The 23,181-nt window shown below is 68.8% G+C and carries 21 protein-coding genes, 3 tRNA genes and 1 pseudogene; 17 read left to right on the top strand and 8 right to left on the bottom strand.

Going from position 1 to position 23,181, the window contains the following annotated elements; translation table 11 throughout:
• Window positions 1-155 (bottom strand): annotated as a pseudogene (locus CR470_RS40665) (hydrolase); the annotation flags it as partial.
• Window positions 156-410: 255 nt separating this feature from the next.
• Here CR470_RS40665 and CR470_RS20770 point away from each other — a divergent pair.
• From CR470_RS20770 to CR470_RS20800, 6 genes are all read left to right on the top strand, one after another.
• A tRNA-Thr gene (locus CR470_RS20770) sits at window positions 411-483 on the top strand.
• Window positions 484-528: 45 nt separating this feature from the next.
• A tRNA-Met gene (locus tag CR470_RS20775) sits at window positions 529-601 on the top strand.
• An 88-nt stretch (window positions 602-689) separates the two neighbouring features.
• On the top strand, window positions 690-854 hold the full coding sequence (rpmG, locus tag CR470_RS20780) for a 50S ribosomal protein L33 (protein ID WP_003956487.1): 165 nt from the start codon (window positions 690-692) through the stop codon (window positions 852-854).
• A 124-nt stretch (window positions 855-978) separates the two neighbouring features.
• Window positions 979-1,431, top strand: a complete 453-nt coding sequence (locus CR470_RS20785) for a MaoC family dehydratase N-terminal domain-containing protein (RefSeq protein ID WP_097869066.1) — start codon at window positions 979-981, stop codon at window positions 1,429-1,431.
• Window positions 1,431-1,859, top strand: coding sequence for a MaoC family dehydratase (locus tag CR470_RS20790; protein WP_097869067.1), 429 nt, complete (start codon window positions 1,431-1,433; stop codon window positions 1,857-1,859). The genes CR470_RS20785 and CR470_RS20790 overlap by 1 nt, the downstream gene beginning before the upstream one ends.
• A gap of 308 nt (window positions 1,860-2,167) precedes the next feature.
• Window positions 2,168-3,223, top strand: a complete 1,056-nt coding sequence (locus CR470_RS20800) for a UDP-N-acetylmuramate dehydrogenase (RefSeq protein ID WP_257138859.1) — start codon at window positions 2,168-2,170, stop codon at window positions 3,221-3,223.
• Between the two features lie 47 nt (window positions 3,224-3,270).
• Here the strand turns inward: CR470_RS20800 and CR470_RS20805 are convergent, their stop codons facing one another.
• Window positions 3,271-3,906 carry an NAD(P)-dependent oxidoreductase gene (locus tag CR470_RS20805; protein ID WP_097869069.1) on the bottom strand — a complete coding sequence of 212 codons (636 nt, stop codon included), beginning with the start codon at window positions 3,904-3,906 and terminating at the stop codon, window positions 3,271-3,273.
• Window positions 3,907-4,003: 97 nt separating this feature from the next.
• On the opposite strand from CR470_RS20805, the gene CR470_RS20810 reads away from it, so the two are divergent.
• Complete coding sequence (locus CR470_RS20810) at window positions 4,004-4,594, top strand: TetR/AcrR family transcriptional regulator (RefSeq protein ID WP_097869070.1); 591 nt, start codon at window positions 4,004-4,006, stop codon at window positions 4,592-4,594.
• Here the strand turns inward: CR470_RS20810 and CR470_RS20815 are convergent.
• Together CR470_RS20815 and CR470_RS20820 are read right to left on the bottom strand one after the other, a co-directional pair.
• The gene (locus CR470_RS20815) at window positions 4,587-5,600 is read right to left on the bottom strand and encodes an adenosine deaminase (RefSeq protein ID WP_097869071.1); all 1,014 of its coding nucleotides are present in this window, start codon (window positions 5,598-5,600) and stop codon (window positions 4,587-4,589) included. The genes CR470_RS20810 and CR470_RS20815 overlap by 8 nt on opposite strands.
• Before the next feature lie 139 nt (window positions 5,601-5,739).
• Window positions 5,740-6,966 carry a pyridoxal phosphate-dependent aminotransferase gene (locus CR470_RS20820; RefSeq protein WP_097869072.1) on the bottom strand — a complete coding sequence of 409 codons (1,227 nt, stop codon included), beginning with the start codon at window positions 6,964-6,966 and terminating at the stop codon, window positions 5,740-5,742.
• Between the two features lie 212 nt (window positions 6,967-7,178).
• Between CR470_RS20820 and CR470_RS20825 the strand changes: the two genes are divergently transcribed.
• From CR470_RS20825 to CR470_RS20875, 10 genes are all read left to right on the top strand, one after another.
• A tRNA-Trp gene (locus CR470_RS20825) sits at window positions 7,179-7,251 on the top strand.
• Between the two features lie 106 nt (window positions 7,252-7,357).
• On the top strand, window positions 7,358-7,645 hold the full coding sequence (gene secE, locus CR470_RS20830) for a preprotein translocase subunit SecE (protein WP_007445927.1): 288 nt from the start codon (window positions 7,358-7,360) through the stop codon (window positions 7,643-7,645).
• A 73-nt stretch (window positions 7,646-7,718) separates the two neighbouring features.
• Entirely contained in the window at window positions 7,719-8,636 is a 918-nt protein-coding gene (nusG, locus tag CR470_RS20835) for a transcription termination/antitermination protein NusG (RefSeq protein ID WP_097869073.1), read from the top strand.
• Between the two features lie 176 nt (window positions 8,637-8,812).
• Window positions 8,813-9,247 carry a 50S ribosomal protein L11 gene (gene rplK, locus CR470_RS20840; protein ID WP_010058817.1) on the top strand — a complete coding sequence of 145 codons (435 nt, stop codon included), beginning with the start codon at window positions 8,813-8,815 and terminating at the stop codon, window positions 9,245-9,247.
• 80 nt (window positions 9,248-9,327) lie between these two features.
• A complete protein-coding gene (gene rplA, locus CR470_RS20845) occupies window positions 9,328-10,050 on the top strand; it encodes a 50S ribosomal protein L1 (protein WP_018960179.1) in 723 nt (240 codons plus the stop codon).
• Window positions 10,051-10,219: 169 nt separating this feature from the next.
• Window positions 10,220-11,143 carry a hypothetical protein gene (locus CR470_RS20850; RefSeq protein WP_097869074.1) on the top strand — a complete coding sequence of 308 codons (924 nt, stop codon included), beginning with the start codon at window positions 10,220-10,222 and terminating at the stop codon, window positions 11,141-11,143.
• A 273-nt stretch (window positions 11,144-11,416) separates the two neighbouring features.
• Window positions 11,417-11,974 carry a 50S ribosomal protein L10 gene (rplJ, locus tag CR470_RS20855; protein WP_097869075.1) on the top strand — a complete coding sequence of 186 codons (558 nt, stop codon included), beginning with the start codon at window positions 11,417-11,419 and terminating at the stop codon, window positions 11,972-11,974.
• Between the two features lie 84 nt (window positions 11,975-12,058).
• Window positions 12,059-12,442: a 50S ribosomal protein L7/L12 gene (gene rplL, locus CR470_RS20860; RefSeq protein WP_007445920.1), complete on the top strand. Its 384-nt coding sequence runs from the start codon at window positions 12,059-12,061 to the stop codon at window positions 12,440-12,442.
• A gap of 640 nt (window positions 12,443-13,082) precedes the next feature.
• A complete protein-coding gene (gene rpoB / locus CR470_RS20870; RefSeq protein ID WP_097869076.1) occupies window positions 13,083-16,568 on the top strand; it encodes a DNA-directed RNA polymerase subunit beta in 3,486 nt (1,161 codons plus the stop codon).
• Between the two features lie 98 nt (window positions 16,569-16,666).
• On the top strand, window positions 16,667-20,566 hold the full coding sequence (locus CR470_RS20875) for a DNA-directed RNA polymerase subunit beta' (protein ID WP_007445918.1): 3,900 nt from the start codon (window positions 16,667-16,669) through the stop codon (window positions 20,564-20,566).
• Window positions 20,567-20,674: 108 nt separating this feature from the next.
• On the opposite strand, the gene CR470_RS20880 is transcribed toward CR470_RS20875, so the two are convergent.
• The 4 genes from CR470_RS20880 to CR470_RS20895 all read right to left on the bottom strand — a co-directional run bounded on the left by CR470_RS20880 (window position 20,675) and on the right by CR470_RS20895 (window position 23,115).
• Window positions 20,675-20,935 (bottom strand): hypothetical protein, encoded by a 261-nt coding sequence (locus tag CR470_RS20880; RefSeq protein WP_097869077.1) that lies wholly within the window; start codon window positions 20,933-20,935, stop codon window positions 20,675-20,677.
• A complete protein-coding gene (locus CR470_RS20885; RefSeq protein WP_097869078.1) occupies window positions 20,922-21,173 on the bottom strand; it encodes a hypothetical protein in 252 nt (83 codons plus the stop codon). The genes CR470_RS20880 and CR470_RS20885 overlap by 14 nt, the downstream gene beginning before the upstream one ends.
• 10 nt (window positions 21,174-21,183) lie before the next feature.
• On the bottom strand, window positions 21,184-22,101 hold the full coding sequence (locus CR470_RS20890; protein WP_097869079.1) for a peptidoglycan-binding protein: 918 nt from the start codon (window positions 22,099-22,101) through the stop codon (window positions 21,184-21,186).
• A gap of 78 nt (window positions 22,102-22,179) precedes the next feature.
• Window positions 22,180-23,115 carry a hypothetical protein gene (locus CR470_RS20895; RefSeq protein WP_257138860.1) on the bottom strand — a complete coding sequence of 312 codons (936 nt, stop codon included), beginning with the start codon at window positions 23,113-23,115 and terminating at the stop codon, window positions 22,180-22,182.
• Between the last annotated feature and the right edge of the window lie 66 nt (window positions 23,116-23,181).

Below are 23,181 nucleotides of genomic sequence, written 5' to 3' on the forward strand. Positions count from 1 at the left end.
GCCTCGATCCGGCTGCCGCTCAGGCGTACGTCGACGGCGCGGCCGTCGGCGAGGCGGGCGCCGCCGAGGACGAGGGCGGGGTGGTCGGCGGTGGTGGCTGCGTCGGCGCTGTCGGGCGCGTTGTCGCCGGGCCGCCGTGGCTGGCTGTCAGGCATCGCGCTCCTGGGAGGGGTGCGAGGTCACACGGAGTGACCACACCCTAGGGGCGTGCGGGGGCGGCGTCCGGGAGGAGCGGAATAGTCGTACCGGTGCGCCCGCGCCGACCGCCGGCCGGGCCCGTTCCGGAGCCGGGAGCGGCCTGGATCAAGGCCTGATCAGGGGGTGTGGGCGGCCCCGGACGGAGGGCCGGAGAGGGCGGCACAAACGGATTTGGGCAACCGGCGGGGGACCGTGTAATGTCTTCATCGCTCGCCCCAATAGCTCAGTCGGTAGAGCGTCTCCATGGTAAGGAGAAGGTCTGCGGTTCGATTCCGCATTGGGGCTCTGGTGACCGGGAAACCCCGCTTCGGCGGGGTGACTCATCATCAAAGCGGTGTAGCTCAGTCGGTAGAGCAAGCGGCTCATAATCGCTGTGTCACCGGTTCAAGTCCGGTCACCGCTACTAACGGTAGCCGATTGCTGGGTCGGTCCTTCGATCGGCTACCCTTTTATGCGTTCATCCGTCCACCGTCCGTCCAAGGAGCACTCACGTGGCTGCCACCGACGTCCGCCCGAAGATCACGCTGGCCTGCGTGGAGTGCAAGGAGCGGAACTACATCACCAAGAAGAACCGGCGTAACAACCCGGACCGTCTTGAGATGAAGAAGCACTGCCCGCGCTGCAACTCGCACACCGCGCACCGCGAAACGCGCTGAATCAGGCTCGTACACGAGGCCGTCCCCTCCTGGGGGCGGCCTCGTGTCGTTGTAGGGGGTCGTTCCCGCACAGGGGCGTGCCCTTATTCGTCTTTCACCAGGTTTCTCAGGAGGTAGCGAGCCCATGGCGCTCGACCAGTCCTTCGTGGGGCGGACCTATCCGCCCACTCCGGCGTACGAGGTCGGCCGGGAGAAGATCCGCGAGTTCGCCGAGGCGGTGGGTGACACCCATCCGGCGTACGTCGACGCGGAGGCCGCCCGTGCCCTCGGTCACGCCGATGTGATCGCGCCGCCCACGTTCGTCTTCTCGATCACCTACCGGGCCGCCGGAGAGGTGGTGCAGGACCCGCAGCTGGGCCTGGACTACAGCCGGGTCGTCCACGGCGACCAGAAGTTCAGTTACGTGCGTCCGGTGCGGGCGGGGGACCGGCTGACGGTCACGTCCACGATCGAGGCCATCAAGTCCCTCGCGGGCAACGACATTGTGGACATCCGCGGGGATGTGCGCGACGAGGCCGGCGAGCTGGTGGTCACGGCGCTCACGAAGCTGGTGGCGCGCGCCGCCGAGGAGGCGTGATGACGGCGAAGATCTCTTACGGGTCGGTCGAGGTCGGCACGGAGCTGCCCGCACAGTCGTTCCCGGTGACGCGGGCCACGCTCGTGCAGTACGCCGGTGCGTCGGGCGACTTCAACCCCATCCACTGGAACGAGAGGTTCGCGCGCGAGGTCGGGCTGCCGGACGTGATCGCGCACGGCATGTTCACGATGGCCGAGGCGATCCGCGTGGTCACGGACTGGGCCGGCGACCCGGGCGCGGTCGTCGACTACGGGGTGCGTTTCACGAAGCCGGTCGTCGTGCCCAACGACGACAAGGGCGCGCTGATCGAGGTCAGCGGCAAGGTCGCGGCGAAGCTGGACGACAACCTGGTCCGGGTCGACCTGGTCGCCCTGTGCGACGGCAAGAAGGTGCTGGGGATGTCCCGGGCCGTGGTCCGGCTCGCCTGAGACGTACCGGCGCGGCAGTTGAGAGGTGAGGGGCGTTCCTCCTGCGGAGGGGCGCCCCTCCGCTGTGCTCGTCGAGCCAGGGGTGAGCTACACCGCCCAGCTCCCCGCCCTGATCATCGGCGGAGTCGGCATGGCCATGTACTTCGCGCCCGCCGCCAGCCTCGTGCTCTCCAGCGTCCGCTGGCCGTCTGAGCCCGCCCACGGCGTGTCCGGCGGATCCCTGACCGGCCCGCCGGACGCACCCCGGCCCCTGCGTACGGTCCGTGGCCCCGCACGAGCGGCGGGTCGCGGACCGTACTCTTGTCCCCGTGCAGGAACTCCACGACGCGCCCCTCGCCCCCCTGACCACCTTCCGGCTCGGCGGCCCCGCCGCCCGGCTGCTGACCGCCACGACCGACGCCGAGGTGATCGCCGCCGTGCGCGAGGCCGACACGAGCGGCACCCCGCTGCTGGTGATCGGCGGCGGTTCCAACCTGGTCATCGGGGACAAGGGCTTCGACGGCACCGCCCTGCGGATCGCCACGAAGGGATTCGCGCTCTCGGGGACCTCCCTGGAGCTGGCGGCCGGCGAGGTGTGGACCGACGCCGTCGCCCGGACCGTCGAGGCGGGCCTCGCGGGCATCGAGTGCCTGGCCGGCATTCCCGGATCCGCGGGCGCGACCCCCATCCAGAACGTCGGCGCGTACGGACAGGAGGTGTCCACCACCATCACGGAGGTCGTCGCCTACGACCGGCGCACCGAGGAGACGGTGACGATTCCGAACGCGGAGTGCGCGTTCTCGTACCGCCACAGTCGCTTCAAGGCCGAACCCGACCGCTTCGTGGTGCTGCGCGTCCGATTCGAGCTGGAAGAGGCGGCCGGGCTTTCCGCGCCCCTGAAGTACCCCGAAACGGCCAGGGCCATGGGCGTCGAGCAGGGCGACCGCGTCCCGCTGCCGGCCGCCCGCGAGACCGTGCTGCGGCTGCGCGCGGGCAAGGGCATGGTGCTGGACCCGGAGGACCACGACACCTGGTCGGCGGGGTCCTTCTTCACCAACCCGATCCTCGAACCGGCCGCGTTCCAGGACTTCCTCACCCGGGTCGGCGAGCACCTCGGCCCGGACGTGACACCCCCGGCCTTCCCCGCCGGGGACGGACGCACCAAGACCTCGGCGGCCTGGCTGATCGACCGGGCCGGATTCACCAAGGGCTACGGCAGCGGCCCCGCCCGGATCTCCACCAAGCACACCCTCGCCCTCACCAACCGGGGCACGGCCACCACCGAGGACCTCCTCGCCCTGGCCCGCGAGGTCGTCGCCGGGGTGCACGCGGCCTTCGGCGTCACCCTGGTCAACGAGCCCGTGACGGTCGGCGTCGGCCTGTAGGAGCCGCCGGCCTTGAGGAGACCTCGGCCCGGGGACGACGTACGCGGTCAGTACGCGATGCCCACGCCCTGCCGCACGGTCGCCGGGTCGTCGATCAACGCGAGCATCGCGTGGGCCACATCGGCCCGGGAGACGGACCGGCTGCTGCGCGGCGTGCCGCCCACGACCTGCCGGTAGACCCCCGTAAGCGGCCCGTCCGTCAGCTTCGGCGGCCGCACCGCGGTCCAGTCCGTCGCACTGCGGGCCAGCGCCGCCTCCATCCCGGCGAGATCGGCGTACAGCTCCGCCAGGACCGCCCCGATCGCCCTGCGCATCAGCCGGTCGACCAGGGGATCGCCCTCCGGCTCCGGCCCCACGGGCACCGCGCTCACCACCAACAGCCGCCGGACGCCCTCGGCCTCCATCGCCGTCAGGATCTGCCCGGTCAGCCGTTCGGCGACGCCGTTCGCCTTCCGGCCGCGCGAGCCCAGCCCCGAGAGCACTGCGTCCCGCCCCGCCACCGCCGCCCGCACCGCAGCCGGATCGTCCAGCCGGACGACGGCGTGCGGCGCCGCGCGTTCCAGCGGCTCCGGGAGCCGGTCCGGGTCGCGGACCACGACCGTCACCTCGTGGCCCGCCGCGAGTGCCTGCCCCACGGCCTCCCGACCGACGCCGCCGGTCGCTCCGAACACGGTGATCCTCATCGTGCGCCCCCTGGTGGGTGAGTATTCACTAACCTCTAGAGTGGGTGGTCCCCGCCCGGACGTCAAGATCTCCGGGTCACGGCCCGTTGGAGCACGCATGGACCAGAAGCCCGCCCGCGTCCGGATCCTCGACGCGGCACACGAGCTGATGCTCTCCATCGGCCTCGCCAGGACCACCACCAAGGAGATCGCCAAGGCGGCAGGCTGCTCGGAGGCCGCGCTCTACAAGTACTTCTCCGGCAAGGAGGAGCTGTTCGTCACCGTTCTCGCGGAGCGGCTGCCCCGGCTCGGGAACCTCCTCGGAGACCTGCGCGCGGGCGAGGGCAGCGTGGAGGGCAACCTCACCGACATCGCCCGCGTGGCCGCCCTGTTCTACGAGCAGACCTTCCCCATGGCCGCGTCCCTGTACGCCGAACCCCAGCTCAAGCGCCGTCACGAGCAGGGCATGGAAGAGCTGGAAGCCGGGCCCCATCTGCCGATCCGGCAACTCGACGCCTACCTGCGCGCCGAACAGGGCGCGGGCCGGGTCCGTGCCGACGCGGACACCTACGCGGCCGCCTCCCTGCTGTTGGGCGCCTGCGCCCAACGGGCCTTCGCCTACGCCGCGCTCCCCGGCGGCACGCCCCCGCAGCCCCTGGACGAATTCGCCGCCTCCCTGGCCCGCACTCTGCTGGGCGGGATCAGCTAGCCAGCCAGTCGTCGATCCCGGAGAGCAGCTTCTCCCGTACGTCCACGGGAGCCGCCGACCCACGGACCGACTGGCGGGCCAGCTCGGCCAGCTCCTCGTCGGTGAAGCCGTGGTGGCGGCGCACCAGCTCGTACTGGGCGGCCAGCCGTGAACCGAACAGCAGCGGGTCGTCCGCCCCCAGCGCCATCGGCACGCCCGCGTCGAACAGCGTGCGCAGGGGAACGTCGGCGGGCTTCTCGTAGACGCCGAGCGCCACGTTGGACGACGGGCAGACCTCGCAGGTGACCCCGCGCTCGGCGAGCTTGCGCAGCAGCCGGGGATCCTCGGCGGCCCGGACGCCGTGGCCGATCCGCGAGGCGTCCAGGTCGTCCAGGCAGTCGCGGACGCTGGAGGGGCCCGCGAGCTCCCCGCCGTGCGGGGCCGCCAGCAGGCCGCCCTCCCGCGCGATGGCGAAGGCCCGGTCGAAGTCGCGGGCCATACCGCGCCGCTCGTCGTTGGAGAGCCCGAAGCCGACGACGCCCCGGTCCGCGTACCGCACGGCGAGCCGGGCCAGGGTGCGCGCGTCCAGCGGGTGCTTCATCCGGTTGGCGGCGATCACCACGCGCATCCCGAGTCCGGTGTCCCGGGCGGCGCTGTCCACGGCGTCGAGGATGATCTCGATGGCCGGGATCAGCCCGCCGAGCAGCGGGGCGTACGAGGTGGGGTCGACCTGGATCTCCAGCCAGCCGGAGCCGTCCGCGACGTCCTCCTGGGCGCTCTCGCGCACCAGGCGGTGAATGTCCTCCGGGGACCGCAGACACGACCGGGCGATGTCGTAGAGCCGCTGGAAACGGAACCAGCCGCGCTCGTCGGTCGCCCGCAGTCTGGGCGGCTCGCCACCGGTCAGTGCGTCGGGGAGGTGGACCCCGTACTTGTCGGCGAGTTCGAGCAGGGTGGTTGGCCGCATCGACCCGGTGAAGTGCAGGTGCAGGTGGGCCTTGGGCAACAGACGTACATCACGCTCCATTGGAAGATCCTGCCGCACGGGCGGGCCGGAGCGGTAGCCGCTTTCCCTATCAGGGGTGCCGCTCGAACAAAAGCGCCCCCGGCCGGTGGAGGATTCCAGCGGCCGGGGGCGCCTTTCGTTCGAGCGGTTGAGCGACCGGTCAGGCCTTGGCCTCGCCCAGCAGCTTCTGGATCCGCGAGACGCCCTCGATCAGGTCGTCGTCGCCCAGGGCGTAGGAAAGGCGCAGGTAGCCCGGGGTGCCGAAGGCCTCGCCCGGGACGACGGCGACCTCGGCCTCGTCCAGGATGAGTGCGGCCAGCTCGACGGTGGTGGCCGGACGCTTGCCGCGGATCTCCTTGCCGAGGAGGTCCTTCACCGCCGGGTAGGCGTAGAAGGCGCCCTCGGGCTCCGGGCAGAACACGCCGTTGATCTCGTTGAGCATCCGCACGACGATCCCGCGGCGGCGGTCGAAGGCGGTGCGCATCTCGGCGACGGCGTCCAGCGGGCCGGAGACGGCCGCGAGCGCGGCGACCTGGGCGACGTTGGAGACGTTGGAGGTGGCGTGCGACTGGAGGTTGGTCGCGGCCTTCACCACGTCACGCGGGCCGATGATCCAGCCCACCCGCCAGCCGGTCATCGCGTACGTCTTGGCGACGCCGTTGACGACGATGCACTTGTCGCGCAGTTCGGGGACGATCGCCGGGAGCGAGGTGAAGGTGGCGTCACCGTAGACGAGGTGCTCGTAGATCTCGTCGGTGAGCACCCACAGGCCGTGCTCGACGGCCCAGCGGCCGATGGCCTCGGCGTCGGCCTCGCTGTAGACGGCGCCGGTCGGGTTCGACGGCGAGACGAACAGGACGACCTTGGTCTTCTCGGTGCGCGCGGCCTCCAGCTGCTCGACGGAGACCCGGTAGCCGGTGGTCTCGTCGGCCACGACCTCGACCGGGACACCGCCGGCGAGCCGGATCGACTCGGGGTAGGTGGTCCAGTACGGGGCGGGGACGATGACCTCGTCGCCCGGGTCGAGGATCGCGGCGAAGGCCTCGTAGATGGCCTGCTTGCCGCCGTTGGTCACCAGGATCTGGCTGGCGTCGACCTCGTAGCCGGAGTCACGCAGCGTCTTCTCTGCGATGGCGGCCTTGAGCTCGGGGAGCCCGCCTGCGGGGGTGTAGCGGTGGTACTTCGGGTTGCGGCAGGCCTCGACCGCGGCGTCGACGATGTAGTCGGGCGTCGGGAAGTCGGGCTCGCCGGCCCCGAAGCCGATCACCGGACGCCCGGCGGCCTTGAGGGCCTTGGCCTTGGCGTCGACGGCGAGGGTCGCGGACTCGGAGATCGCACCGATGCGGGCGGAAACCCGGCGCTCGGACGGTGAAGTTGCAGCGCTCATGGCCCCATGCTCCCAGACCGCGAAAGCCGTCGGCACAGGGGTTTCAGGGACCGGACATGACCCGGACAGCACGCGGACAGGAGCGGTCGGGAGTTGTCTGTTCGACGCGGCGGCCCTGAACACGTACACTCACCTGTCGTTGGCCTTCACCAGCCGCACCGTTCCTGCACCCGGTCACCGGGAAAGATGCGGTAGGTTGGTGGAAACCACAAAGGGTCGTAGCTCAATTGGTAGAGCACTGGTCTCCAAAACCAGCGGTTGGGGGTTCAAGTCCCTCCGGCCCTGCTACACACTCCTTCGCCAGGATGTGTGCGCATGTACGTACTTCATTGCACAGCCGTGCGGCTCCACCGGGCGCGGCACGGCCACGACCCGGAATCAGGTGAGTAGCGTGACGGACGCCGTGGGCTCCATCGACATGCCTGATGCTGAGGATGAAGCTCCCGAGTCGAAGAAGAAGACTCGGAAGGGCGGCAAGCGCGGCAAGAAGGGCCCTCTGGGTCGCCTCGCGCTGTTCTACCGCCAAATCGTCGCCGAACTCCGTAAGGTTGTCTGGCCGACCCGTAGCCAGCTGACGACCTACACCTCCGTGGTGATTGTGTTCGTCGTCGTCATGATCGGTCTTGTTACCGTTCTCGACATGGGCTTCGCCCGGGTCGTCAAGTACGTCTTCGGCTGATCCCGCGGAAGGCGTCCGATCCGGCGCCCCTTTCGCACGTTCCACCCTTTGTATCCAGGAAGAAGCAGCCATCGTGTCTGACCCGAACCTGAACGACGCCGTCGAGCCCGAGGCTGGCGCCTTCGAGTCCGCCAAGGACGAGCTCGACATCGTTGAGGCTGCTGACTCCGTGGACCCGGACCAGGCCGAGGCCGCAGACCTCGCCGCGGGCGAGCCCGCCGAGCAGGCCGCCGTGAACGTCGAGGCGGAGAAGTCCGACGAGGACGCGGCCGCCGAGGCGGTCGAGCCCGTCGAGGACGACGCCGCTGAGGACAAGGCCGTCGAGGCCGACGACGAGAGCGCCGACGAGGAAGAGGCCGAGCCGGCCGCCCCCGTCGACCCCGTCGCCGCCCTGCGCGACGAGCTCCGCACTCTCCCCGGCGAGTGGTACGTCATCCACACGTACGCCGGTTACGAGAAGCGCGTGAAGGCCAACCTGGAGCAGCGAGCCGTCTCGCTGAACGTGGAGGAGTTCATCTATCAGGCCGAGGTGCCTGAAGAGGAAATCGTCCAGATCAAGAACGGCGAGCGCAAGAACGTCCGGCAGAACAAGCTCCCCGGCTACGTGCTGGTGCGCATGGACCTGACGAACGAGTCCTGGGGCGTCGTGCGGAACACGCCCGGCGTCACCGGCTTCGTGGGCAACGCCTACGACCCGTACCCGCTGACCCTGGACGAGATCGTCAAGATGCTCGCTCCGGAGGCCGAGGAGAAGGCCGCCCGCGAGGCCGCCGAGGCCGAGGGCAAGCCGGCTCCGTCCCGCAAGGTCGAGGTCCAGGTGCTGGACTTCGAGGTCGGCGACTCGGTCACCGTCACGGACGGCCCGTTCGCCACGCTGCAGGCCACGATCAACGAGATCAACGCCGACTCGAAGAAGGTCAAGGGCCTCGTCGAGATCTTCGGCCGCGAGACCCCGGTCGAGCTCAGCTTCGACCAGATCCAGAAGAACTAGCGCTCACCGCCGGTTTCTGGACCCATGCCTACCCAGCAGGTCAGAGGGGCTTCGCAGCCGCTCTGACCTGCTGGGTTTTTGGTCGCACAGCTATACCCGTTATCGTTGTGCGGTATGCCTCCGTCCGGATGACCGGAATCGGCGGCGAAACACTCTCATAGGACCCGGAGAGAGCAATGCCTCCCAAGAAGAAGAAGGTCACGGGGCTTATCAAGCTCCAGATCAACGCCGGTGCGGCGAACCCGGCCCCGCCGGTCGGCCCCGCGCTCGGTCAGCACGGCGTCAACATCATGGAGTTCTGCAAGGCCTACAACGCCGCGACCGAGTCGCAGCGTGGCATGGTCGTGCCGGTGGAGATCACGGTCTACGAGGACCGCTCCTTCACCTTCATCACGAAGACTCCGCCGGCCGCCAAGCTGATCCTCAAGGCCGCGGGTGTGGACAAGGGCTCCGGCGAGCCGCACAAGACCAAGGTTGCCAAGCTGACGGCCGCCCAGGTCCGCGAGATCGCCACGACGAAGCTCCCCGACCTGAACGCCAATGACCTCGACGCCGCGTCGAAGATCATTGCCGGCACCGCCCGTTCCATGGGCATCACGGTCGAAGGCTGATTCAGCCCCGTAACCCCCAGTGGTAGGACCAAGCGCTGGTCCGCACCACGACTCCACACTCTGAAACCACAGGAGTAGAAGTGAAGCGCAGCAAGAACCTCCGCGCTGCGGACGCCAAGATCGACCGGGAGCGCAACTACGCCCCGCTCGAGGCCGTCCGTCTCGCCAAGGAAACGTCCACCACGAAGTTCGACGGCACCGTCGAGGTCGCCTTTGCCCTGGGTGTCGACCCGCGCAAGGCCGACCAGATGGTCCGTGGCACCGTGAACCTCCCGCACGGCACCGGCAAGACCGCCCGGGTCCTGGTCTTCGCGACCGGTGACCGTGCTGCGGCCGCGGAAGCCGCCGGAGCCGACATCGTCGGCGCCGACGAGCTCATCGACGAGGTGGCGAAGGGCCGTCTGGACTTCGACGCCGTCGTCGCGACCCCGGACCTCATGGGCAAGGTCGGCCGCCTCGGCCGCGTGCTCGGTCCGCGTGGTCTGATGCCGAACCCGAAGACCGGCACCGTCACCCCCGATGTCGTGAAGGCTGTCAACGACATCAAGGGCGGCAAGATCGAGTTCCGCGTCGACAAGCACTCGAACCTGCACTTCATCATCGGCAAGACCTCGTTCGACGAGACGAAGCTGGTGGAGAACTACGCAGCGGCGCTGGACGAGATCCTCCGTCTGAAGCCGTCCGCCGCCAAGGGCCGCTACATCAAGAAGGCCACGCTGGCCACCACGATGGGCCCCGGCATCCCGCTGGACGCCAACCGCACCCGCAACCTCCTCGTCGAGGAGGACCCGGCCGCCGTCTGAGCTTCCATGCTCACCCGGTAGCCGCGTCGTACGCGTGCACTGTGTGAACGGGCCCCGCAACCTTTCGAGGTGCGGGGCCCGTCCTCGTATCCGTAAGGACCCATGTCTGTCAGTGCCCTGTGCCACTGTTGTGCGGGGGACGACGGACGATACGAGGGGTGGACCCGTAATGAGGACGAGCACGGCACGACGCATGGGCACGGCTCTGGCCGCCGCGGCGGCACTGACGTCGATAGCGGCCTGCAGTGGATCCGACGGCTCCGACGGCTCCAAGGGCGCCGACGGCGGCAAGGACAAGGCGGGCGCCGTCTCCAAGGTGAGCCCCGTGGCCGCGCTGAAGCAGGTGCGACAGAAGACCGGAGGCGCCCAGTCGGCGAAGGTCGAGGGCACCACGGAGATAGGCAGCGTCATGTCCATGAAGCAGTCCGGGGCCATCGGCTGGGCCGACGGACTCTCGGGCGAGCTGGCCATCACGTACACCGGCGGCACCATGGGCGACGCCCTGAAGCAGGCCGGCGGCGACGGAACGGTCACTGCGCGCTACTTCAAGGACGAGTACTACGCCAACATGGGCGACGCCATGGCGGCCAACACCGGCGGGAAGCACTGGATCCGCTATTCCTACCAGGACCTCGCCGAGCTGGGCGGCGCCTCCGGCGACGTCATGAAGGACCAGATCCAGAACAGCACGCCCGAGCAGGGCGTGAAGGCGCTCCTGGCCTCCGGTGACGTGAAGAAGGTCGGCCAGGAGGACGTCCGCGGGGTTCCCGCGACGCATTACTCCGGCACGGTCGACGTGGCCGACCTGACCGCGAAGAACAGCAACCTGGACGCGAAGCAGCTGGCCGCGTTCAAGGAGCAGCTCGCCCTGGCCGGGGTGACCACCCAGACCGTCGACATCTGGGTCGACAAGAACGACCTGCTGGTGAAGAAGACCGAGCGCGGCGAGATGAAGACCGGCGCGTTCAACTCGACGCTCTTCTACAGCGACTACGGCACCGAGGTCCCCTCCGAGAAGCCGTCGGCCTCGGACACCGTGGACTTCAAGGAGATGCTGAAGCAGCCGGGCGCTACCCCGGGCGGCACCTCCTGACACCTCCCGCAAGGGACGAACGGGGACGGATTTGCTCGTCCCGCGTCCGGTCGCGTAGTCTCACCAAGAAGCCAAAGACCGCTGGTCGTCACTGTGCCTCGTCAGAGGGACGGTGACCGAAGGTTCCGCTAGACCGGACGACCTGCGCAGGTGACTGTGGAACGCTCCCGGACTCTGTTCGGTCGAGCCGCGCCCTGGCACTTGTGCTGGGGCGTTTCGTCTTTCCCGGCCCCTTCTGAGCGGTCCTCATCACCCGGAAGGAGGCCGACGCTCATGGCAAGGCCCGACAAGGCTGCCGCGGTAGCCGAGCTGACGGACCAGTTCCGCAGCTCGAACGCCGCCGTGCTGACCGAGTACCGGGGTCTCACCGTGGCACAGCTCAAGGAGCTGCGCCGTTCGCTCGGTGAGAACGCCCAGTACGCCGTGGTGAAGAACACGCTGACCAAGATTGCGGCCAACGAGGCCGGGATCGACACGCTGGACGACCTGTTCTCGGGTCCGACGGCGGTTGCCTTCGTCACCGGTGACCCGGTGGAGTCGGCGAAGGGTCTTCGTGACTTCGCCAAGGACAACCCCAACCTCATCATCAAGGGCGGTGTCCTTGACGGTAAGGCGCTGTCCGCCGATGAGTTCAAGAAGCTCGCGGACCTCGAGTCCCGCGAGGTTCTGCTCTCCAAGCTGGCCGGTGCCTTCAAGGGTAAGCAGACTCAGGCTGCGCAGCTCTTCCAGGCACTGCCGTCGAAGTTCGTCCGCACCGCGGAAGCGCTTCGCGTCAAGAAGGAAGAGCAGGGCGGTGCCGGTACTCCGGCTCCCGCCGAGGCCGCCGAGTAATTTCGCTCAGCGGTCCAGCGGGCTCCACGTACGCCCGCCGACATATACATCCGGCACCTGCCGAATAGTGGAAGGACGCCTATCATGGCGAAGCTGTCCCAGGACGACCTGCTCGCGCAGTTCGAAGGCATGACCCTCATCGAGCTCTCCGAGTTCGTCAAGGCCTTCGAGGAGAAGTTCGACGTCACCGCCGCCGCGGCCGTCGCCGTCGCCGGCCCCGCCGCGGGCGGCGCCCCGGCCGAGGCCGAGGCCGAGCAGGACGAGTTCGACGTCATCCTCACCGGTGCCGGCGAGAAGAAGATCCAGGTCATCAAGGTCGTGCGTGAGCTGACCTCGCTGGGTCTCAAGGAGGCCAAGGACCTCGTCGACGGCACCCCGAAGCCGGTCCTCGAGAAGGTCGCCAAGGAGGCCGCCGAGAAGGCTGCCGAGTCCCTCAAGGCCGCCGGCGCTTCCGTCGAGGTCAAGTGACTTCGAGAGTCTCCTGACTCTCCCGAGGCCGTCCTCGCCGTAAGGCGATGACATCTCCTCACCGAAGGGCGATCACCCATCCGGGTGGTCGCCCTTCGGCGTGCCCGTGGAGGGTGCCTTGCTCTTCCGCCGACGGCGAGTAGGGTGATCTTCGCCGTGCGCCTCTCGCGGGCCCCTCAGGGGCGCCCTGCGGGCATCCCGGGGGTGGTCGGCCAAGGCCCCTGGAGGTCCGATCGGATCGGTGGGCCTTGACGAACCGGACGCGGCGCGCAATTCTCAGGACGCGTCATCACTTCGATCCGTATCCGAGGCATGGATCGAGAGTGAAGAGGGCAGTAAAGAAGAGCGCACCCCGCGCGAGGGCTAGGGCTAGACATAGGTGTTGAGAACAGCTGTTGAGAGCAACGTGGGTCTCTGAGAACCCCGACTGGACATCAGTGTGCCGCTTGGCTACACTGACCCTTTGCGCTGCCTGTTAGCTGCCTCCTGCCCGTCACCAGAGGCATGCCCACGCTGAAGCACCGATGGCCGACCCCCTCCGACCTGGTCGTATTGCGACCGATTCGGAACGGTCTGTCTATGTGTCCAGGGTGGGACCGGTACGCGCGTAGTGAGTCCGAGCCCTCGGAAGGACCCCCTCTTGGCCGCCTCGCGCAACGCCTCGACCGCGAATACGAACAACGGTGCCAGCACCGCCCCGCTGCGCATCTCCTTTGCAAAGATCAAGGAGCCCCTCGAGGTTCCGAACCTCCTCGCGCTGCAGACCGAGAGCTTTGACTGGCTCTTGGGCAACGCCGCCTGGAAGGCTCGCGTCGAGGCTGCTCTGGACAGTGGACAAGACGTCCCCACCAAGTCCGGCCTGGAGGAGATCTTCGAGGAGATCTCACCGATCGAGGACTTCTCCGGGTCGATGTCGCTTACGTTCCGCGACCACCGCTTCGAGCCCCCGAAGAACTCGATCGACGAGTGCAAGGAGCGCGACTTCACGTTCGCCGCGCCGCTCTTCGTCACGGCCGAGTTCACCAACAACGAGACCGGCGAGATCAAGTCCCAGACGGTCTTCATGGGCGACTTCCCGCTCATGACCAACAAGGGCACCTTCGTCATCAACGGCACCGAGCGTGTCGTCGTGTCGCAGCTGGTCCGCTCGCCGGGTGTCTACTTCGACTCCTCCATCGACAAGACGTCCGACAAGGACATCTTCTCCGCCAAGATCATCCCGTCCCGGGGTGCCTGGCTGGAGATGGAGATCGACAAGCGCGACATGGTCGGTGTCCGCATCGACCGCAAGCGCAAGCAGTCCGTCACCGTCCTCCTCAAGGCTCTCGGCTGGAGCACCGAGCAGATCCTGGAGGAGTTCGGCGAGTACGAGTCGATGCGCGCCACCCTGGAGAAGGACCACACCCAGGGCCAGGACGACGCACTGCTCGACATCTACCGCAAGCTGCGCCCGGGCGAGCCGCCGACGCGCGAGGCCGCTCAGACGCTGCTCGAGAACCTCTACTTCAACCCGAAGCGCTACGACCTCGCGAAGGTCGGCCGCTACAAGGTGAACAAGAAGCTCGGCGCCGATGAGCCGCTGGACGCCGGGGTGCTCACCACCGACGACGTCATCGCGACCATCAAGTACCTGGTCAAGCTGCACGCCGGTGAGACCGAGACGACCGGTGAGTCGGGTCGCGAGATCGTCGTCGAGACCGACGACATCGACCACTTCGGCAACCGTCGTCTGCGTAACGTCGGCGAGCTCATCCAGAACCAGGTCCGTACGGGCCTGGCGCGGATGGAGCGCGTCGTGCGTGAGCGCATGACCACCCAGGACGTCGAGGCGATCACGCCGCAGACCCTGATCAACATCCGGCCGGTCGTTGCCTCCATCAAGGAGTTCTTCGGCACCAGCCAGCTGTCGCAGTTCATGGACCAGAACAACCCGCTGTCGGGTCTCACCCACAAGCGCCGCCTGTCGGCTCTTGGCCCGGGTGGTCTCTCCCGTGAGCGGGCCGGCTTCGAGGTCCGCGACGTGCACCCGTCCCACTACGGACGCATGTGCCCGATCGAGACCCCCGAAGGCCCGAACATCGGTCTGATCGGTTCGCTCGCCTCGTACGGCCGCGTCAACGCGTTCGGCTTCATCGAGACGCCGTACCGCAAGGTCGTCGACGGCCAGGTCACCGACGACGTCGACTACATCACGGCCGACGAGGAGGACCGCTTCGTCATCGCCCAGGCGAACGCGACCCTCTCCGAGGAGCTGCGCTTCACCGAGCCCCGCGTCCTGGTCCGCCGCCGTGGCGGAGAGGTCGACTACGTGCCCGGCACGGACGTCGACTACATGGACGTCTCGCCGCGCCAGATGGTGTCCGTCGCCACCGCGATGATCCCCTTCCTGGAGCACGACGACGCCAACCGTGCCCTCATGGGCGCGAACATGATGCGGCAGGCGGTGCCGCTCATCAAGTCGGAGGCCCCGCTCGTCGGCACCGGCATGGAGTACCGCTGCGCCACCGACGCCGGTGACGTCCTCAAGGCGGAGAAGGACGGTGTGGTCCAGGAGGTCTCCGCGGACTACATCACCGTCACGAACGACGACGGCACGTACACCACGTACCGCATCGCCAAGTTCATGCGCTCCAACCAGGGCACCTCGGTCAACCAGAAGGTCGTCGTCGCCGAGGGCGACCGGATCGTGGCCGACCAGGTGCTCGCCGACGGACCGGCCACCGAGAACGGTGAGATGGCCCTCGGCAAGAACCTGCTCGTGGCGTTCATGCCGTGGGAGGGTCACAACTACGAGGACGCGATCATCCTGTCGCAGCGCCTCGTGCAGGACGACGTCCTCTCCTCGATCCACATCGAGGAGCACGAGGTCGACGCCCGTGACACCAAGCTCGGCCCGGAGGAGATCACCCGGGACATCCCGAACGTCTCCGAAGAGGTCCTCGCCGACCTCGACGAGCGCGGCATCATCCGGATCGGTGCCGAGGTCGTCGCCGGCGACATCCTCGTCGGCAAGGTCACGCCCAAGGGCGAGACCGAGCTGACCCCCGAGGAGCGTCTGCTCCGCGCGATCTTCGGTGAGAAGGCGCGCGAGGTGCGCGACACTTCGCTGAAGGTGCCGCACGGTGAGATCGGCAAGGTCATCGGCGTCCGCGTCTTCGACCGCGAAGAGGGCGACGAGCTGCCGCCGGGCGTGAACCAGCTGGTCCGCGTCTACGTCGCGCAGAAGCGCAAGATCACCGATGGTGACAAGCTCGCCGGCCGTCACGGCAACAAGGGCGTCATCTCCAAGATCCTGCCGATCGAGGACATGCCGTTCCTGGAGGACGGCACCCCGGTCGACATCATCCTCAACCCGCTGGGTGTCCCGTCCCGAATGAACCCGGGACAGGTCCTGGAGATCCACCTCGGCTGGCTCGCCAGCCGCGGCTGGGACGTCTCCGGCCTCGGTGACGAGTGGGCCCAGCGCCTGCAGGCCATCGGCGCCGACCAGGTCGCCCCCGGCACCAACGTCGCCACGCCCGTCTTCGACGGTGCGCGCGAGGACGAGATCACCGGCCTCTTCCAGGCCACGATCCCCAACCGCGACGGCGACCGCCTGGTCCAGCCCTCCGGCAAGGCCCAGCTCTACGACGGCCGCTCCGGCGAGCCGTTCCCGGACCCGGTCTCGGTCGGGTTCATGTACATCCTCAAGCTGCACCACCTGGTCGACGACAAGCTGCACGCGCGCTCGACCGGCCCGTACTCCATGATCACCCAGCAGCCGCTGGGTGGTAAGGCACAGTTCGGTGGTCAGCGCTTCGGTGAGATGGAGGTGTGGGCCCTTGAGGCTTACGGCGCCGCATACGCCCTCCAGGAGCTCCTGACGATCAAGTCCGACGACGTGACCGGCCGCGTGAAGGTCTACGAGGCCATCGTCAAGGGCGAGAACATCCCCGAGCCCGGCATTCCCGAGTCCTTCAAGGTGCTCATCAAGGAAATGCAGTCGCTCTGCCTCAACGTGGAGGTGCTGTCCTCGGACGGCATGTCCATCGAGATGCGCGACACGGACGAGGACGTCTTCCGCGCGGCGGAGGAACTCGGTATCGACCTGTCCCGGCGCGAGCCGAGCAGCGTCGAAGAGGTCTGACGGGCCGGCCGGCCGCCTCGTCCCGAGGCGGCCGGCCCTCCCCGGACCCGTTCAGACCATTGATTTTGACGAGACCCCGAAAGAGGGATTGACGACAAGTGCTCGACGTCAACTTCTTCGACGAGCTGCGGATCGGCCTTGCCACCGCGGACGACATCCGGACCTGGTCGCACGGCGAAGTGAAGAAGCCGGAGACCATCAACTACCGCACGCTCAAGCCCGAGAAGGACGGACTCTTCTGCGAGAAGATCTTCGGTCCGACCCGGGACTGGGAGTGCTACTGCGGCAAGTACAAGCGTGTCCGCTTCAAGGGCATCATCTGTGAGCGCTGCGGCGTCGAGGTCACTCGCGCCAAGGTGCGTCGTGAGCGGATGGGCCACATCGAGCTTGCCGCTCCCGTCACCCACATCTGGTACTTCAAGGGCGTTCCCTCGCGCCTCGGGTACCTGCTGGACCTCGCGCCGAAGGACCTGGAAAAGGTCATCTACTTCGCCGCGTACATGATCACGTTCGTGGACGAGGAGCGTCGTACCCGCGACCTGCCGTCCCTGGAGGCCCACGTCTCCGTCGAGCGCCAGCAGACCGAGAACCGCCGCGACTCCGACCTGGAGGCCCGAGCCAAGAAGCTCGAGACCGACCTGGCCGAGCTGGAGGCCGAGGGCGCCAAGGCGGACGTGCGCCGCAAGGTGCGCGAAGGCGCCGAGCGTGAGATGAAGCAGCTGCGCGACCGTGCGCAGCGCGAGATCGACCGCCTCGACGAGGTGTGGAGCCGCTTCAAGAACCTCAAGGTCCAGGACCTGGAGGGCGACGAGCTGCTCTACCGCGAGCTGCGTGACCGCTTCGGCACGTACTTCGACGGCTGCATGGGCGCCGCGGCGCTCCAGAAGCGCCTGGAGTCCTTCGACCTCGATGAGGAGGCCGAGCGCCTCCGCGAGATCATCCGCACCGGCAAGGGCCAGAAGAAGACCCGTGCGCTCAAGCGCCTCAAGGTCGTCTCGGCGTTCCTGCAGACCAGCAACAAGCCCAAGGGCATGGTGCTCGACTGCGTGCCGGTCATCCCGCCGGACCTGCGTCCGATGGTGCAGCTGGACGGTGGCCGCTTCGCGACCTCCGACCTGAACGACCTGTACCGCCGTGTGATCAACCGCAACAACCGCCTCAAGCGTCTCCTTGACCTCGGCGCCCCCGAGATCATCGTGAACAACGAGAAGCGGATGCTGCAGGAGGCCGTCGACGCACTGTTCGACAACGGCCGCCGCGGTCGCCCGGTCACCGGTCCCGGCAACCGGCCCCTGAAGTCCCTGAGCGACATGCTCAAGGGCAAGCAGGGCCGTTTCCGTCAGAACCTCCTCGGCAAGCGTGTGGACTACTCCGCGCGTTCCGTGATCGTCGTCGGTCCGCAGCTCAAGCTGCACCAGTGCGGTCTGCCGAAGGCGATGGCGCTGGAGCTCTTCAAGCCGTTCGTGATGAAGCGCCTGGTGGACCTGAACCACGCGCAGAACATCAAGTCGGCCAAGCGCATGGTCGAGCGTGGCCGCACCGTCGTGTACGACGTCCTCGAAGAGGTCATCGCCGAGCACCCGGTGCTGCTGAACCGTGCGCCCACCCTGCACCGCCTGGGCATCCAGGCCTTCGAGCCGCAGCTGGTCGAGGGCAAGGCCATCCAGATCCACCCGCTCGTCTGCACCGCGTTCAACGCGGACTTCGACGGTGACCAGATGGCCGTGCACCTGCCGCTCTCCGCGGAGGCGCAGGCCGAGGCCCGCATCCTGATGCTGTCCTCGAACAACATCCTGAAGCCGGCCGACGGCCGTCCCGTCACCATGCCGACCCAGGACATGGTGCTGGGCCTCTTCTTCCTCACCACGGACGAAGAGGGCCGCAACGTCAAGGGCACGGACCGCGCGTTCGGCTCCACGGCCGAGGCCACCATGGCCTTCGACGCCCGCGAGCTGTCGCTCCAGGCGAAGGTCGACATCCGCTTCCCGGTCGGCACCATGCCGCCGCGTGGCTGGGTGCCGCCGGTCGCCGAGGAGGGTGAGCCGGAGTACCAGCCCGGCGACACCTTCCGGCTGCGGACCAGCCTGGGCCGCGCGCTCTTCAACGAGCTGCTGCCCGAGGACTACCCGTTCGTCGACTACTCGGTGGGCAAGAAGCAGCTCTCCGAGATCGTCAACGACCTGGCCGAGCGCTACCCCAAGGTCATCGTGGCGGCGACGCTCGACAACCTGAAGGCGGCGGGCTTCCACTGGGCGACCCGGTCGGGCGTCACCGTGGCCGTCTCCGACATCGTCGTGCCCGAGGCCAAGAAGGCCATCGTCAAGGGCTACGAGGAGCAGGACGAGAAGGTCCAGAAGCAGTACGAGCGCGGTCTGATCACCAAGGACGAGCGCACGCAGGAGCTCATCGCGATCTGGACCAAGGCGACCAACGAGGTTGCCGAGGCGATGAACGCGAACTTCCCGAAGACGAACCCCATCTTCATGATGGTCGACTCGGGTGCCCGAGGAAACATGATGCAGATGCGTCAGATCGCGGGTATGCGTGGTCTGGTGTCGAACGCCAAGAACGAGACGATCCCTCGTCCCATCAAGGCGTCCTTCCGCGAGGGCCTCACCGTTCTGGAGTACTTCATCTCCACGCACGGTGCCCGTAAGGGTCTGGCGGACACCGCCCTGCGTACCGCCGACTCGGGTTACCTGACCCGTCGTCTGGTGGACGTCTCGCAGGACGTGATCATTCGCGAGGAGGACTGCGGCACCGACCGCGGCCTCAAGCTGAAGATCGCGGTCAAGGGCGCCGACGGCGTGCTCCGCAAGACGGAGGACGTCGAGACCTCGGTCTACGCCCGCATGCTCGCCGAGGACGTCGTGGTGGACGGCAAGGTCATCGCGCCTGCCAACGTCGACCTCGGTGACGTCCTGATCGACGCCCTGGTGGGCGCCGGCGTCGAGGAGGTCAAGACCCGCTCGGTCCTGACCTGTGAGTCCGCGGTCGGCACCTGTGCCTTCTGCTACGGACGCTCGCTCGCCACCGGCAAGCTGGTCGACATCGGTGAGGCGGTCGGCATCATCGCCGCCCAGTCCATCGGTGAGCCCGGCACCCAGCTGACGATGCGTACCTTCCACACCGGTGGTGTGGCCGGTGACGACATCACCCAGGGTCTGCCCCGAGTCGTCGAGCTCTTCGAAGCCCGTACGCCCAAGGGTGTCGCCCCGATCTCCGAGGCCAAGGGCCGCGTGCGGATCGAGGAGACCGAGAAGACCAAGAAGCTCGTCGTCACCCCGGACGACGGCAGCGACGAGACGGCGTTCCCGATCTCGAAGCGTGCCCGTCTGCTCGTGGGCGAGGGCGACCCGGTCGAGGTGGGCCAGAAGCTCACCGTCGGTGCGACCAACCCGCACGACGTGCTGCGCATCCTCGGCCAGCGTGCGGTCCAGGTCCACCTGGTCGGCGAAGTCCAGAAGGTCTACAACTCGCAGGGCGTGTCGATCCACGACAAGCACATCGAGATCATCATCCGGCAGATGCTCCGCCGCGTGACGATCATCGAGTCCGGCGACGCGGAGCTGCTTCCGGGCGAGCTGGTCGAGCGGTCGAAGTTCGAGACCGAGAACCGTCGTGTGGTCACCGAGGGCGGTCACCCCGCCTCCGGCCGTCCGCAGCTGATGGGTATCACCAAGGCCTCGCTCGCCACCGAGTCGTGGCTGTCGGCGGCGTCCTTCCAGGAGACGACCAGGGTCCTCACCGACGCGGCGATCAACGCCAAGTCGGACTCCCTGATCGGCCTCAAGGAGAACGTCATCATCGGTAAGCTCATCCCGGCCGGTACGGGTCTGTCCCGCTACCGCAACATCCGGGTCGAGCCGACCGAGGAGGCCAAGGCCGCGATGTACTCGGCCGTCGGTTACGACGACATCGACTACTCGCCGTTCGGCACCGGCTCCGGCCAGGCCGTCCCGCTGGAGGACTACGACTACGGTCCGTACAACCAGTAGAAGTGAGTGAGAAGGGCGCCCACCCCGGCGAGTACCGCGTACGGGGTGGGCGCCCTTCTGCGTGCCGGGGAGCCGGGGACGGCCCGGGGCGGGGCCGTCCCGGCGCGGTCACCTCACGGTCTCCCACAGGATCACGGCGGCACCGACGGCCGCGGTGAGCGCGCCGATGCTCGCCAGCGGCCAGCGGGACCGCTCCAGCGTGTCGAGGCGCACCTCGTGGTCCGCCAGCTGCTTGTCGGTCTGGTCGCTGCGCTGCACCAGCAGCGCCAGCTGGCCGTCGGCGCGGGCGAAGCCGGCCTCCAGCGTGCCGCGCAGCCGCTCCAGCTCCAGGGCGACGGCGACCGGGTTGTTCGGGTCAGTCTCGTTCATGGGCGACTCCTGGCGGTCGGGCCTCGGGCAGCTCGGCGCGCAGCCATGCCGGAAGCAGCCTCTGCACTCCGGGCACGGCCATCACCCGGGTCACCGCCCCCGCGACGGCCAGGGCCCCGGCGACCCGGGGCAGGGTCGCGGACAGGCCGGCCGCGTCGACAAGCGCGGGCAGGAGCAGGGCAAGGGAGAGGGACGTCTGCACGAGGGTGCGGACGGTACGCCGGGCGGCGTCGGACACGGCAGGCTCCTCATGACGTACGGGGGACTTTCAGGGCGTTCCAGGAGGTGCGGCCGGGAATGCCGTCGGCGTCGCCGCCCCGGAAACCGAGCTTGCGCTGCCAGGCGGCGTACGAGCGGCGGTCCGCGTCGCTCCAGCGAGGGCCGGGCCCGACCGCGTACGACGAGCAGCCCTCGGCGACGAGCCGACGGCCCATGGCGGTGATCACGGGGGAGCTGGTGCGGGCGCTGAAGAAGGAAGTGCCGGGAAACGGCTGGTGGCGGGGGGCGGGAGAGCCGCCGCCGGGCCGGCCCGTGGGGGCGCCGTCCGCCGGGGCGGCCAGCCGGGTGGCGACCCGGTCGCGCATCGACGGCATGGTGAATCCGCGCGGGTCGACCTTCCAGTCGGACCACTCCAGGTGGCCGATGACGCTGCGGGCACTCCAGCCGTGGGCGCGGCAGACGGCCGCGGAGACGCGTTCGACCGCGTCGAGCTGGGCGGCCGGCCAGGGGTCCTTCCCGTCACCGAGGTTGACGCACTCGAACCCGTAGAAGCGGGCGTTGCCGTCGACGGAGCCGGCGCTGCCGTCGTGCTCGCGGGGCGCCGGGGGGCGGTCCCCGTAGTCCTCCGCGATCACCCGTCGCAGAACGGCCGGGTCGCCGCCCCCGGCGTGGTTTGCGCGGCCGTGGCCGACCAGATGGACGGTGCCGGCCTTGTCGATGACGCCGTGGCAGAGGGGACCGGGCAGGGTGGCGTGGCCGCGGTGGCAGAGCTTCACCGAGGCGGCGGTGCCGGTGCTGACGGTGTGGTGGACCATCACGCCGTTCACGGGGCCCCAGGCGCCCTTGTGGTCGCGGTTGTGGGTACGCCAGCCCGGGTACTCGACGACGGTGACGCCCTCGGCGCGCAGCGCGGCGAGCAGTCGGCCGGCGCTCAGGGGAGTGGCCATGGGTGGGTTTCCTTTCGGTGCGGAACGGGCGAGGGGCCCGCACCGGACGGTGCGGGCCCCTCGCGGGAAGGTGCGCGGTCAGGGGGCCAGGGCCGCCCAGATGGCGTTGGAGTCGGCCACCACGTCGCCGGGGGAGAAGGACGTGGGCAACGAGGTCCGGCCGGTGGTGCTGAGCCGGCCGTGGCGGACGAACTTGCCGGGCATCCTGGCGCTGCCGCCCGGCGCCACACCCACGCTGGCGCCGCGCAGGAAGCCGGGTCCGCTGTTGGTCGGATTCGGTCCGTTGACGACGAGCCCCACCCAGTAGTTTCCGGCCGCCGCCTCGTACGGGACGGTGAGCGGGCAGACGACGGTCTCGCCCTCGGTCTGGGGGATGGCGTCCTTGAGGGTGGCGGTCAACCCGACCCGGGCTCCGGCGCCCGTGTAGAGACCGGCGTACGAGGAGGTGCTCAGGGTGGCACCGGCGTACCCCGCGACGTAGAACACGACGTTGCGTACCGTCGTGGGTGCGTGCAGGGGAATGCCGATGAGGTACAGCCAGCCGTTGATGCAGTACTGCACGGAGTGCGACGAGCCGGCCGCCGGGTCGAAGGCCCAGCCGCTGAACCCCATCGACGAGGGGGTCCAGGCGCCGGAGGCCGCGACCGCGTCGACGTAGCCGCGCCGGGTGAGCTGGTCGGCGGTGACCGGAGCCGCGACGGTCGCGGGCGGGGTGGTGAAGGTCTTGACCCCGTCGACGGTCTGGTCACCCGTCAGCAGCACGGCCTGGCCGTCCGGCACGGCCGAGACGTCCGCCGCGCCGAGGGCGACCTCGCCGACGAGGCCGTTGACCGAGGTGACGGGCGCGCCGCCGAGCGCCAGGTAGCGGGCGTCGCCCGCCGCCTGGGTCAGGGCCCCCAGGTCGTTCGCGGTCAGCAGGACCTCGCCGGTCTGCCCGTTCACGGAGGCGACGGCGCCGCCGCCCGCCGGGAGCTGGGCGGACGGGACCAGCCCGTCGGCGCCGAGGGTGGCCACCCCGCCCGGCGCGCCCGCCGCGCCGGCCGCGAGCGCCGAGACTGTCTCTTATACACATCTCTGATG

Origin of the sequence: Streptomyces sp. rh34 (genome assembly GCF_002551245.1) — a bacterium.
In the GTDB taxonomy this organism is placed as follows: domain Bacteria; phylum Actinomycetota; class Actinomycetes; order Streptomycetales; family Streptomycetaceae; genus Streptomyces.

What these genes read in the sequence shown, in the direction of transcription:
- CR470_RS20785 (WP_097869066.1), top strand. Translation starts at nt 979, where the DNA reads ATGGCGCTCGACCAGTCCTTCGTGGGGCGGACCTATCCGCCCACTCCG.
- CR470_RS20790 (WP_097869067.1), top strand. Translation starts at nt 1,431, where the DNA reads ATGACGGCGAAGATCTCTTACGGGTCGGTCGAGGTCGGCACGGAGCTG.
- CR470_RS20805 (WP_097869069.1), bottom strand. Translation starts at nt 3,906, where the DNA reads ATGAGGATCACCGTGTTCGGAGCGACCGGCGGCGTCGGTCGGGAGGCC.
- CR470_RS20810 (WP_097869070.1), top strand. Translation starts at nt 4,004, where the DNA reads ATGGACCAGAAGCCCGCCCGCGTCCGGATCCTCGACGCGGCACACGAG.
- CR470_RS20815 (WP_097869071.1), bottom strand. Translation starts at nt 5,600, where the DNA reads ATGGAGCGTGATGTACGTCTGTTGCCCAAGGCCCACCTGCACCTGCAC.
- CR470_RS20820 (WP_097869072.1), bottom strand. Translation starts at nt 6,966, where the DNA reads ATGAGCGCTGCAACTTCACCGTCCGAGCGCCGGGTTTCCGCCCGCATC.
- rplK (WP_010058817.1), top strand. Translation starts at nt 8,813, where the DNA reads ATGCCTCCCAAGAAGAAGAAGGTCACGGGGCTTATCAAGCTCCAGATC.
- CR470_RS20850 (WP_097869074.1), top strand. Translation starts at nt 10,220, where the DNA reads ATGAGGACGAGCACGGCACGACGCATGGGCACGGCTCTGGCCGCCGCG.
- rplJ (WP_097869075.1), top strand. Translation starts at nt 11,417, where the DNA reads ATGGCAAGGCCCGACAAGGCTGCCGCGGTAGCCGAGCTGACGGACCAG.
- rplL (WP_007445920.1), top strand. Translation starts at nt 12,059, where the DNA reads ATGGCGAAGCTGTCCCAGGACGACCTGCTCGCGCAGTTCGAAGGCATG.
- CR470_RS20880 (WP_097869077.1), bottom strand. Translation starts at nt 20,935, where the DNA reads ATGAACGAGACTGACCCGAACAACCCGGTCGCCGTCGCCCTGGAGCTG.
- CR470_RS20890 (WP_097869079.1), bottom strand. Translation starts at nt 22,101, where the DNA reads ATGGCCACTCCCCTGAGCGCCGGCCGACTGCTCGCCGCGCTGCGCGCC.